The organism is Peribacillus simplex (assembly GCF_030123325.1).
Lineage (GTDB): Bacteria > Bacillota > Bacilli > Bacillales > DSM-1321 > Peribacillus > Peribacillus simplex_D.
Map to the genome: position 1 here is coordinate 1076140 of NZ_CP126106.1, position 11976 is coordinate 1088115.

The following is an 11976-nucleotide window of genomic DNA, read 5'->3' on the forward strand; positions in this document are numbered from 1 at the left end:
GGGAAGGACGATATGGAAACTAGACAAGGAAATTACTTTGAAGAATTTGAAGTATTCAGCCGTAAAACGCAATCATCGCCCGTTCAATACCACTTCAGCCTGCTGGCCCCAAATGAGGATATCGCCATCATGATGGCACAAGAAAACTTCATGAGACGTGAAGCGGTTGATGATATCTGGGTCGTGAAAAGACAGAATATACGGAAAATGACGGCCGAGGAAAAGAAAACGCTTCAACGTATTGATAATAAAGATTACAGGACCACAAAAGGGTACGGGTATTTAAAGAAAAAATGGCGGAAGTATGAGCAGGGAATGCTCGATGAAAAAGAGATAATGTCTTGGGCTGGAGGTGTGAAAAATGAGGAATGAATCATTGAAGGACATCGCTATCAAGGAATTGCTGCTTCAACTGGCGGACGATGACTTCATCCATTCTTACCGTGGTGCAGAATGGCTTGGACTCGCACCGCATATCGAAGAAGATGTTGCATCCGCTTCGATATCACAAGACACGATGGGTCATGCAGCCATATATTATAAATTACTGGATGAACTCGGTGAAGGGGATGCTGATAAACTGGCTCACGACCGTCCCGCCAAGGAACGGCGCAATGCAATCATTCTCGAATTGGTCAATGGTCCTGGTTACTATATGAAAGATCCGGAATATGATTGGGCGTTTGCGGTAGTGCGGAATTATTTTTATACCCAAGCCAAAGCGATTAAGGTTCAATCCCTTCATTCATGTTCATATGCACCGCTTGCTGAAGTGGCACAAAAGGTACAGATGGAACTTTACTATCATTTGATGCACTGGAAAACATGGTTCGTTCAATTGCTGGGATCTGGCCACTTGGAAGCGGTTTCGAGAATGAAAGCGGCGATTGGGAAAACAATGCCGGATTTTGCCGGCGTATTTTCACTTGGACAATATGGAGAGGAAATGGTGGAGCTTGGCTTGATAGAAGGCGAAGCTGATTTACAGAAAAAATGGATCGAGGCTATCACCCCGATTTTTGAAAGTGTAGGTTTAGCAACAACTATTGAAATTGGCATGGCAAGAGGTGATGGTCGTAATGGCCAGCATACGGAAGATTTGGAAAAGGCGCTAGAAACGTTAAGTGAAGTGTACGCAACCGATAAAGCGGCTTCATGGTGAATCAATGGAAAGGGGAGGGGTACCATGTCGACCATACAGTTAAACACAGAAGAAATTTATAAGCTCCTGGAAGACGTTAAAGATCCCGAAATCGATACAGTAAGTATCCTGGATTTGGGGATGGTTGAAGACGTGACGATTTCGGGCAAGGACGTTTCGGTAAAAATGCTGCCAACTTTTCTTGGGTGCCCGGCATTGTCGATCATCCAAAAAAATGTGGAAACAGCCCTTCGTCAGCTGCCTGCCGTAAAAAATGTAAATGTGGAATTTTTACGTTCCCCTTCGTGGACATCCGATCGAATCACGGAAAAAGGGAAAGCTGGATTGAAGGTTTTCGGAATCTCCCCTCCACCTCGACAAATGAAAAGTGATGGATCATGGCATGTGGATTGCCCGTATTGTGAATCGACATATGTCACGATGGAAAATATCTTCGGTCCAACGGCCTGCCGCAGCATTTTATATTGTAAAGCATGCAAAAATCCGTTCGAAGCGATGAAACCGATGATAAAAATAATCTAATACAATGGAGGTTCTATAAAATGGTAAAGTTAATCGCCCTATACAAACAACCTGAAAACAAGGAAGAATTCGATGAGCACTATTTCAATGTACATGGTCCGATAACGGAAAAAATTCCAGGTCTTCAAAAAATGGAGGTCACTAAAATTGTAGGGACCCCAATGGGCAAAGACTCCGAATATTACATTCTTTGTGAAATGTATTATGAAGACCACGAAGCATTGCAGCAAGGAATGCGTTCGCCGGAAGGAAAAGCATCAGGGAAGGACCTTATGGGCTTTGCCGGGAAACTTGTAACGATGATGATCGGCGAAGAAATAAAATGAATGCCCTTCAATTCATTGAAACGTCAATCGCGGAAGGCATTGGATATATCTTCTTAAATCGGCCGAAGCAACTGAATGCCCTTAACAGGAAAATGGTTAGGGAAATAGTTTCAACCATGGAAGAATTCGACCTGGACCCACAAGTGAAGGTGATCTTGCTATCGGGTAATGGAAAAGCATTCTCCGCTGGAGCTGATATTGACGAGATGGTGAACGACAATCCAATCAGTATGGAGTTAACGAACCAATTTGCTGATTGGGACCGAATAAGCCTAGTCAAGAAGCCTGTGATTGGTGCAGTGAAAAGTTTTGTATTCGGTGGTGGTTTTGAACTTGCTTTATCCTGCGATTTCCTGATTGCCGCCAGCGATACCCAGTTTTCCTTTCCGGAAGTGACACTAGGGGTCATGCCTGGTGCAGGAGGAACCCAAAGGTTGACCAAATTGGTAGGCAAGCCGAAGGCACTTGAATGGATATTGACGGCAGAAAGGATAAAGGCAAAGACAGCCCTGCAATATGGTTTCATTAATAAGATCGTGGCACCTGAATTGTTAATGGAAGAAACGGTTGATTTTGCTAGAAAGATAGCAAAGCAACCCCCGTTAGCGGTGAGGCTGATCAAAGAATCCGTTAATAAGGCAGTTGATTATCCCTTAAATGAGGGCATGCAATTTGAACGGAAGAACTTCTATATTCTTTTTGCATCAGAGGACCAAAAAGAAGGAATGAAAGCATTTGTTGAAAAAAGGGAGCCGAAATTTACAGGCGGATAAGGGGTGCTCTATGTACGAAACGATTAAATATAGGGTTGAAAATGGAGTGGCTTGGCTTACTTTGAACCGTCCTGATAAACTTAATGCCTTTACGTCCCAAATGAATAAGGAAATACGGAAAGCGATCAAAATATCTGCGGGGTCAGATGAAGTACGGGCCATTATCATTACGGGGGAAGGCAGGGCCTTTTGTTCGGGGCAAGATTTATCGGCAGTTGATGAGGACATGAATTTAGGCCGGATGCTGCGCGAAGACTACGGTCCGATGATGGAGCAATTAGCAAGCTGTGAAAAACCGATCATTGCAGCAGTCAATGGAGTGGCTGCAGGGGCTGGCTTCAGCCTGGCACTGGCATGCGATTTCCGGCTTGTTTCTGAAAAAGCCAGTTTTGTAAATGCTTTTGTCAATATCGGTTTGATACCTGATTCGGGGAATCTGTATTACCTTTCGCGAATCGTTGGTCATGCGAAAGCCTTGGAATTATCTTTATTGGGGGAAAAGGTTCCGGCTAGCGAGGCGAAAAATATCGGGCTCGCTACAAAAGTGATCGGTGTGGAAGAATGGAACGAGCAATTGAAAGCCTTTGCAGAGAATATCGCGAACAAGCCAACTAAAGCAATCGGGTTAATTAAAAGATACTTAGAGGCGTCCTATCACCTTTCATTGGAAGAATACTTAAAAGAAGAAGCGGAGGGTCAGCGAATTGCTGGCTTAACGAAGGATTATGCAGAAGGTGTGGCAGCATTCATTGAAAAAAGGAAGGCTCAATTCATAGGCAAGTAATATAGAAAAGGGAGTGGGATTACATGGTAAGAGTTCAAGAGGCGGCATTTGAAAAAGCGGAAATGAAGCGTGATTATTATCATCTGATCATAAATGGAGAAAGAGTGGAAAGCTCTGATGGTTCCACGATTGATGCGTACAATCCTGCGACTGGTGAAATCATTGCCAAGGTTGCAAAGGCAACAAAGGAAGATGCAGAAAAAGCCGTTCAAGCTGCACGTGAAGCATTTGATAATGGGAAATGGAAAAGGACTCCGATTAATAAACGTTCTCGTGTATTGAACAAAATTGCAGCAATCATGCGTTCACGCTTTAATGAATTGGTTGAATTGGAAGTTCTGAACAGCGGCAAATCCATTTCTGCAGCACAAGGTCAAGTCATGCAGGCAATTGAAGATTTCGAATTTTATGCAGGCGCTTTAGTTGCACACCGCGGATCTGTCAATAATGTACCTGGTCAATTCCATAACTATACGGAAAAAGAGCCAGTAGGTGTTTGTGCTCAAATCATCCCTTGGAATTACCCTATGATGATGGCGGCGTGGAAAATTGCACCTGCAATTGCAGTTGGCTGTTCTGTCATTGTTAAGCCAGCTTCGTTAACGCCATTGACGGCAATTGTATTAGGGGAAATCTGTTTAGAAGCTGGTGTTCCTTCCGGCGTGGTCAATATCATTCCAGGTCCAGGATCGGACGTAGGGAATTACCTTGTCGAGCATCCGAAAGTGAATAAGGTTGCCTTCACGGGTTCTACGCCAATCGGCAGGGATCTCATGGGGAAAGCTTCACAGACATTAAAAAGGGTGACATTGGAGCTTGGCGGGAAGTCCCCTAATATTGTCTTTGAAGATGCGGACCTTGAAGCAGCCATCGATGGATCATTATATGGCATATTCTACAATACTGGACAATCCTGCGAAGCTAGATCCCGTTTATACGTACATGAAGACATATACGACGAATTCGTTGCCAGATTCGTGGAAAAAACGAAAAAATTGAAATTGGGCAATCCACTCGACAAAGAAACACACGTCGGTGCAGTCATCGATCAAGGGCAATTGGATGTCATCGACAATTATGTGCAATCTGCCATTACTGATGGAGCGAAAATCCTGACAGGGGGTAAGCCAGCTGTCATTGAAGGTTTCGAAAACGGTTTTTGGTATGAGCCGACGGTCATAGCGAATGTCAATCATGAAATGGATGTAGTGAAAGAGGAAATATTCGGACCGGTCGTTGTCATAATGAAATTCAAAGATGAAAAAGAAGCCGTGAGACTCGCAAATGATACGGAGTTCGGTTTGGGTTCAGCCCTATGGACAAAAGATGGCGGGCGTGCGACTAGAGTGGCCAATCAAATAGAAGCGGGAATCGTCATGGTGAATTGCCCATTCTCCGCATTTCCTGGAACACCTTTCGGAGGGTATAAACAATCAGGATTCGGCCGGGAACTTTGTATTGAGACACTTGATCTTTATACAGAAACGAAAAGCATCATTTCCTATCATGGAAGCCGTCCCTTAAATCCCTTTGGAATTCAATAAAACATAAAATAGGCGGCTGGCTGAATCGGTATGTCGGAAAAGTAATTCAGGAATGGATGAATGCTGATCTGATTCATCGTGGCCAGCCCTATTTATTTTTGAAGGAGGAATGAACGAATGATTAGAAATCTGGTGATTGTCGGATCTGGTGTCATGGGCAGGGGAATAGCTTATGTAGGAGCAACTGGAGGCTTTAATGTAGTACTGGTGGATGTGAATCAGGATGCTTTGGAAAGTGCAAGAAAAGAGATCGATGAAATTTTTGAGAAGGGTGTACGCTACCAAAAAATCACCCAGGAAGAAGCGGCAGCTGCAAAAAGCAGATTCTCCTATTCTTCCAATTTGAAAGAATCAGCAGCATTTGCGGACTTGATCATAGAGGCAGTTCCGGAAAAGGCGGAAATTAAGAGGGCAGTCTTCGAAACGATTGAAGTCCATGCAAAAAAAGACTGTTACTTTGCAACCAATACTTCCACGATGAGCCCTACTGAAATTGGTTCTTATGGAAAGCGTCCTGAAAAAACGATTGCCATGCATTTTTTCAATCCTGTACAAAAGATGCCGCTCGTCGAAATTGTACGTGGTCTCGAAACCAGTGATGAAACGGCAGCCATAATAAAAGAGGTAGCCGGAAAAATGGGGAAAGAAACCGTGGTCATTAATGAATTCCCTGGGTTTGTAACCAGCAGGATCAGCTGTTTGGTTGGTAATGAAGCGTTCTTTATGCTTCAAGAAGGTTTAGGTACACCAGAAGAAATCGATAAGGCAATAAAGTTAGGGCTGAATTACCCAATGGGACCATTTGAGCTAGGTGATTTGGTGGGATTGGATGCCCGTTTGAATAATTTAAAATATTTACATAGTAAACTTGGTGAGAAATACCGCCCGGCCCCTCTTCTTGAACAGTATGTTAAAGCTGGCAGGCTCGGCCGCAAGACAGGTAAAGGTGTGTACGATTATACAAAAGATGGCGAGTTGGTGAAGAAATGAAGGATGTTGTGATTATTGATGCTGTGAGAACACCAATCGGAAGATATAAAGGAGCTTTGAAAAGCGTTCGCCCGGATGACCTCGGTGCAATTGTAATCAAGGCGCTGACCGATCGCAATCCAGAGCTGCCGCCAGATCAAATTGAAGATGTCATCTTCGGGAATGCAAATCAGGCAGGAGAGGATAATCGCGATGTGGCCAGGATGTCCGCCCTTTTAGCTGGTCTTCCGGTAAATGTGGCTGGAACGACAATAAATCGTTTGTGTGGATCAGGATTGGATGCCGTCATGTATGCTGCACGCTCCATTGCTGTAGGTGAAGGCGATATTTATATCGCAGGCGGTACCGAAAGCATGACAAGGGCGCCGTACGTCATGGCCAAACCTGAGAGTGAATTTCCGCGGGGTTCAATGGAGCTTCAGGATACAACGATCGGATGGCGCTTCACGAATGAGAAACTTAAAGACATGTATGGCACGGATTCGATGCCTCAAACGGCTGAAAACGTCGCACGGCGTTTTTCGGTTTCAAGGGAGGATCAAGACCAATTCGCGTATCAAAGCCAGCAAAAAGCAAAAAAAGCAGTGGAAAATGAGCGTTTCATTAATGAAATCGTACCTGTTCGATATACGGATCGTAAAGGGAATGAAGTCATTATCGAGAAGGATGAACACCCTCGTCCTGATACGACGATCGATAAGTTGGAAAAACTCAAACCGATCTTTAAAGATGGCACTATAACGGCCGGTAATGCTTCAGGCGTAAATGATGGAGCCTCGGCATTACTTTTGATGAGTGCAGAAAAAGCACGGGAGCTTGGATTGAAACCCCTCGCCAAATATGTTGTAGGGGCGGTAGCGGGCTTAGAACCGTCCATTATGGGCCTTGGCCCGATTCATGCCACTAAAAAAGCATTGGAAAGGGCAAACTTGACGATTGAAGACATCGGGCTAGTGGAATTGAATGAAGCATTCGCTTCCCAATCCTTGGAGTGCATCCGCCAATTGAAATTGGATCAGGAGAAAGTGAATGTCAACGGCGGGGCAATAGCGTTTGGCCATCCGCTAGGTGCAAGCGGGGCGCGCATTTTAACAACGCTCGTCCACGAGATGAAAAAGCGGAATGTCCGCTATGGTCTTGCTACGATGTGTGTAGGCGTTGGCCAAGGCATTTCAGCCATTATAGAAAATATTGAAAAAGAATGATGATGGGGCCGGCCCTTATTAGATTTATCTGCATAAGGGTCATTTTTTTTAGGGGGAGAAGACTCATGTCCAAGATTATTTATAAAGTGATAAATCAAATCGGTTATGTAACAGTGAATCGGCCCGACGTATTGAACTGCTTCGACTATGAGACTCTTTGTGAACTTCAGGAAGTCATCGATGCGGTTTATTATGACGGCGATATCCGTGTCGTCATTTTCACCGGTGCAGGGGAAAAGGCCTTCAGCGCGGGTGCGGATTTGAAAGAAAGGAAGTCTTTGAATGATGCGGAAGTAAGAAGGAACGTTAAAGCGATTCGCGATGTTTTTAATAGTATCGCAGGGCTTCCGCAGCCAACGATAGCTGCCGTCAATGGATATGCATTGGGGGGAGGATTTGAATGGCTGCTTTCATGTGACTTTGCAATTGCTGCTGCCGAAGGTGTTTCTTTGGGGCTCACTGAAACTAGCTGGGCCATTATTCCTGGGGCAGGCGGTACTCAGCGGCTGCCGAGATTGATTGGGGAAATGAAAGCGAAGGAATTGATCTTCACCGCTAAAAAATTGACTGCAGAAGAGGCATGTCAATTAGGGATCCTTTTGAAGGTCGTGCCAAGGGATCAACTGATGTCAGCCTGTGAGGAATTGGCAGCCAATATCATGAAAAATGGGCCGATTGCAGTCAAACAAGCCAAATATGCGATTGACCAAGGACTGAATACGGATTTGCAAACCGGAATGGCCATAGAGGGAAAAGCCTATGAATTGACCATCCCGACTCAAGACAGATTGGAAGCGCTCCTGGCATTCAGTGAACGGAGAAAAGCACGATTTACTGGTGAATAATATTGCGCTTTCTTTTAAAAAAGATATAATAATTATTATGTCTTCCGTGTGAAAATAGTAACAATGTAAGGGCGAGGTGAGAAAGATAGGTACTAACACTCAATCCATGATTTTTACGATATACGGCGATTATATCCGTAACTATGGTAATAAAATCTGGATAGGCAGTTTAATTCGTTTATTAAAGGAATTCGGCCATAATGAGCAGGGCGTACGTGTTGCCGTTTCACGAATGGTCAAGCAAGGATGGATTCAGTCAGAGAAGCAGGGAAATAAAAGCTATTATTTTTTGACTGATCGCGGTGTACAGAGAATGGATGAAGCGGCCAATCGCATATATAAGATGAAACCGAATGAGTGGGATGGTAAATGGCGTATCTTAATGTACACGATCCCTGAAGATAAGCGGCAATTACGGGATGATCTCCGTAAAGAATTATTATGGAGCGGGTTTGGCAGTTTTTCAAGTGGTTGCTGGATTTCACCTAATGATTTGGAGAAACAAATCAATCGCTTAATCGAGAAATATGACATCAAAAAATATGTTGATTTTTTCATTTCGGAGTACAAAGGTCCAAAAGAAAACCAATCGCTTGTAGAGAAAAGCTGGCATTTAGAAGAGATTGAAAATAAATATGAAGAATTCATCGAGAAATACAGCAAACAATTCATCGTTCATCAAAGCATCATTAACAGGGGCGAAATGTCCGATGCCGATTGTTTTGTGGAACGAACGAACTTGGTGCATGAATACCGTAAATTTTTATTTATCGATCCGGGCCTGCCAAAGGAACTTCTCCCTTCAAAGTGGAATGGGAATCATGCCGCTCTTTTATTTAGCCAGTATTATCAAGTCTTGGCTGAACCAGCAAGCCGTTTCTTTGAAAGCGTATTTCAGGAAAACAATGATTTATGCCGGAAAGACGAAACCTATGATGCCAAGGACCATCCACTTATCATTAAGTGAAAAAGAGCTTCAGCCAGTCGCTAAGACGACTTGCAGAAGCTCTTTTCACATTATCATTTTCGACTTCTGCAATAATTAATCAAGTATCCCTTTGAAGTCTTTCCCTTTTTGAACATATGTATCGATGGAAAGTTGGATCAATTCAAGGTCTTTATTGTTCAATCTGCGAACCACTTTCCCAGGGGAACCAATAACCAGTGAACGTGGAGGTATGATTTTGCCAGAGGAAATCAATGTGTTCGCTCCGATGATGCATTCTTCGCCGATCTCTACATTATCCAATATCGTTGAACCCATTCCAATAATGGACCGTTTGCCTATTTTACAACCATGCAGGATAACATTGTGACCAACCGTCACTTCGTCTTCAATTACAACTGGGCATCCTTCAAATAAATGAATGGTGGAGTTATCTTGTATACTGCATTTTTCTCCTATTGTAATTGAATCTTCATCACCGCGCAGTACTGCATTAAACCAAATGGTAGAGTCTTTCCCAATCGAAATATCACCGATTAAATGAGCGCCAGGTGCCACGAAAGCAGTATCATCAATGGATGGTTTTTTATTATTATACGGAATAATCATAGTCTCGCTCCTTTTTGAAAAGTCAGAATTGTTTTTCTAATGAATATAGTATAACATTAAATTGACAGGGGGGGATAAAAGTGAAATATATTTGTGAACTTTTTGCGATAAAATATCCCATTATACAAGGCGGCATGGGGAATATAAGCAATGCAAGTCTTGCAGCTGCAGTATCCAATGCAGGGGGACTAGGAACAATAGGGTGCGGTACCATGAATCCTGAACAGGTAGAAGCCATCATTCTCGAAACTAAAGATAAAACCAATAACAATTTTGCGTTGAACATTCCAATAAACGTTAATCCATATACTGATGAGTTAGTGAATCTTGTCCTGAAGCATGATATACCTGTAGTTTCCTTATCTGCAGGAAATCCTGCGCCTTTCATTCCACTATTACAAAAAAAGAATGTGAAAGTGATCGCCATCGTTGCGTCGGTCAAGCATGCGCAAAAAGCGCAAGCCGCAGGGGCTGATGTGTTGGTCGCAGAAGGGTTTGAAGCTGCCGGCATCAATTCGAACCTGGAAATGACGACCTTTACACTCATTCCGCAAATCAGCAAGCATGTGACGCTTCCAGTTTTGGCCGCTGGCGGGATAGGAAATGGACAGGGTTTGGCAGCGGCATTGATGTTGGGGGCTTCAGGAGTCCAATTAGGGACCAGGCTGATCGCTACACAAGAAGCACCGTTCCATCCGTCATATAAACAGAAACTAATCGAAGCGATGGGCAATGATACGGTAATTCTGGGCAGAACATTTGGCCAGGTAAGAAGAGTATTGAAGGACCCATATTCCGAGAAGGTCCTGGATTTGGAAAAACAGGGACTGTCCCCTGTAAATTATCGTGAAATGACCTCTGAAGTCCATCATATTAATGGGGCGATGAACGGCGATGTTAACAATGGATTCATGAACAGCGGCCAGGTCGCTGGATTGATTGACGATATACCCACGGTAAAGGAATTACTTGATGGCATGATGAAAGATGCGAAAAAACAAATGGAGGATGGATTGAGCAGGCTCTCTGCCCCTTTTATGATTTGAGAGCGGAGGGAGCCAATCTTGTCATTAGTTCATGGGTTTATTCCTTGGTAAACTACTTAAAGCTTGAGGTCAATCGTCCTCAAGCTTTTTTCCTTTCTGGACCTTCTGAAATTATATGATCATTTTTCAAACCTTATGTGAATAGCCCGAAAACATAAAATGGACTCCATGAGGTACATTGTTTTAGGATAACATTTTGGGAAAATGTGATTGAACTTGTGATACAATGGAAAATGTCCTATTTGAAATCAAGGGGTGCCCAGAATCAATCTGGGAGCACCCCTTTTATATGTAATAAAAGTTAGAAAAGGGGAAACCTCTATGGAAACTTTAATAATGGATATGATTGAAGCGTTTAAATCTTTATCCTATTTCGGTGTGTTGCTAGCATTGACTTTTGAATTCATTCCTGCTGAAATCGTTTTGCCACTGGCTGGATACTGGGTTTATCAAGGTGATATGAATTTATACTTGACGATCCTTGCCGGTTCGTTTGGTGGGGTAACGGGCCCATTGACGCTTTATGCTTTAGGCAAGTATGGAGGGAGACCGCTTGTATTAAAGTTCGGGAAATACTTTTTGATCAAAAATGAGCAGTTGAATAAGGCTGACCGATTCTTTGAAAGGTTTGGTGGGGGAATTGCATTCTTTGGTCGATTTGTACCAGGCATTCGTACCGCCGTTTCGCTGCCATGCGGAATATTGAAAATGAGTATTTGGAAATTCATTTTATATACCTATATGGCGATGCTTCCTGTTACAAGCGTTTATGTTTATCTAGGGTACAAGTTAGGACCGAGATGGGAGCAGGCAGGAGCCATCTTTTCACAATATGCGAATTTCTTGCTTATCCCCATCGCACTTATAATCATTTGGTTCATTATGAAGACTCAAAAACAAAAGCAAAGACAAAAACTAAAAGTCAATTCATAACAAAGAAGGCGCCTTGATCGGGCGCCTTTTTGATTTATGTCATTATTAGCAGCATCCACCGAAACCGCCGCCGAATCCCCAACTGCATCCGATGATGATCAACAAGATGAATAATACGATCAGCAGTGCAAATCCGTTATCGAAACCGCCGAAGCCGCTGTCGCAACAATCGTTACAATTTCCACCCATTTGATTTCCTCCTCAATACATATAATGAATTACATACCTAGCAAAACATCTTTACCGGGAATACTTCATACTATGTATTCTAGGCCGAAGTGTTTGCTTATT

At 43.3% G+C, this 11976-nt stretch carries 15 protein-coding genes; 13 read left to right on the forward strand and 2 right to left on the reverse strand.

The annotated features are described in order from the left end of the window. Positions 1–12: 12 nt before the first annotated feature. The 11 genes from paaB (at position 13) to paaX (ending at position 9118) form a co-directional block, all read left to right on the forward strand. On the forward strand, positions 13–372 hold the full coding sequence (paaB, locus tag QNH43_RS05125; RefSeq protein ID WP_101224273.1) for a 1,2-phenylacetyl-CoA epoxidase subunit PaaB: 360 nt from the start codon (positions 13–15) through the stop codon (positions 370–372). Then, positions 362–1162, forward strand: a complete 801-nt coding sequence (paaC, locus tag QNH43_RS05130; RefSeq protein WP_283917043.1) for a 1,2-phenylacetyl-CoA epoxidase subunit PaaC — start codon at positions 362–364, stop codon at positions 1160–1162. Before paaB ends, paaC begins: the two co-directional genes overlap by 11 nt. A 24-nt stretch (positions 1163–1186) precedes the next feature. Beyond that, complete coding sequence (paaD, locus tag QNH43_RS05135; protein ID WP_076367470.1) at positions 1187–1684, forward strand: 1,2-phenylacetyl-CoA epoxidase subunit PaaD; 498 nt, start codon at positions 1187–1189, stop codon at positions 1682–1684. 20 nt (positions 1685–1704) lie between these two features. Beyond that, a complete protein-coding gene (locus QNH43_RS05140) occupies positions 1705–2010 on the forward strand; it encodes an EthD family reductase (protein WP_230302802.1) in 306 nt (101 codons plus the stop codon). Next, positions 2007–2783: an enoyl-CoA hydratase/isomerase family protein gene (locus QNH43_RS05145; protein WP_283917044.1), complete on the forward strand. Its 777-nt coding sequence runs from the start codon at positions 2007–2009 to the stop codon at positions 2781–2783. The genes QNH43_RS05140 and QNH43_RS05145 overlap by 4 nt, the downstream gene beginning before the upstream one ends. Positions 2784–2793: 10 nt before the next feature. Continuing rightward, complete coding sequence (locus tag QNH43_RS05150; RefSeq protein ID WP_283917045.1) at positions 2794–3567, forward strand: enoyl-CoA hydratase-related protein; 774 nt, start codon at positions 2794–2796, stop codon at positions 3565–3567. 23 nt (positions 3568–3590) lie between these two features. Next, positions 3591–5111, forward strand: a complete 1521-nt coding sequence (locus QNH43_RS05155; protein WP_283917046.1) for an aldehyde dehydrogenase family protein — start codon at positions 3591–3593, stop codon at positions 5109–5111. 117 nt (positions 5112–5228) lie between these two features. Further along, positions 5229–6101 (forward strand): 3-hydroxyacyl-CoA dehydrogenase, encoded by an 873-nt coding sequence (locus QNH43_RS05160; protein ID WP_283917047.1) that lies wholly within the window; start codon positions 5229–5231, stop codon positions 6099–6101. Then, positions 6098–7306: an acetyl-CoA C-acyltransferase gene (locus QNH43_RS05165; RefSeq protein ID WP_283917048.1), complete on the forward strand. Its 1209-nt coding sequence runs from the start codon at positions 6098–6100 to the stop codon at positions 7304–7306. The genes QNH43_RS05160 and QNH43_RS05165 overlap by 4 nt, the downstream gene beginning before the upstream one ends. A gap of 65 nt (positions 7307–7371) precedes the next feature. Further along, entirely contained in the window at positions 7372–8151 is a 780-nt protein-coding gene (locus QNH43_RS05170; RefSeq protein WP_076367456.1) for an enoyl-CoA hydratase-related protein, read from the forward strand. Between the two features lie 85 nt (positions 8152–8236). Continuing rightward, positions 8237–9118 (forward strand): phenylacetic acid degradation operon negative regulatory protein PaaX, encoded by an 882-nt coding sequence (gene paaX / locus QNH43_RS05175; RefSeq protein ID WP_283918289.1) that lies wholly within the window; start codon positions 8237–8239, stop codon positions 9116–9118. Between the two features lie 75 nt (positions 9119–9193). Here the strand turns inward: paaX and QNH43_RS05180 are convergent, their stop codons facing one another. Continuing rightward, entirely contained in the window at positions 9194–9706 is a 513-nt protein-coding gene (locus tag QNH43_RS05180; protein ID WP_063232363.1) for a gamma carbonic anhydrase family protein, read from the reverse strand. A gap of 80 nt (positions 9707–9786) precedes the next feature. Between QNH43_RS05180 and QNH43_RS05185 the strand changes: the two genes are divergently transcribed. Continuing rightward, on the forward strand, positions 9787–10752 hold the full coding sequence (locus QNH43_RS05185) for an NAD(P)H-dependent flavin oxidoreductase (RefSeq protein WP_283917049.1): 966 nt from the start codon (positions 9787–9789) through the stop codon (positions 10750–10752). A gap of 321 nt (positions 10753–11073) precedes the next feature. Then, on the forward strand, positions 11074–11685 hold the full coding sequence (locus tag QNH43_RS05190; protein WP_283917050.1) for a DedA family protein: 612 nt from the start codon (positions 11074–11076) through the stop codon (positions 11683–11685). A 45-nt stretch (positions 11686–11730) separates the two neighbouring features. On the opposite strand, the gene QNH43_RS05195 is transcribed toward QNH43_RS05190, so the two are convergent. After that, the gene (locus QNH43_RS05195) at positions 11731–11874 is read right to left on the reverse strand and encodes a YjcZ family sporulation protein (protein ID WP_076367446.1); all 144 of its coding nucleotides are present in this window, start codon (positions 11872–11874) and stop codon (positions 11731–11733) included. Positions 11875–11976: the final 102 nt, after the last annotated feature.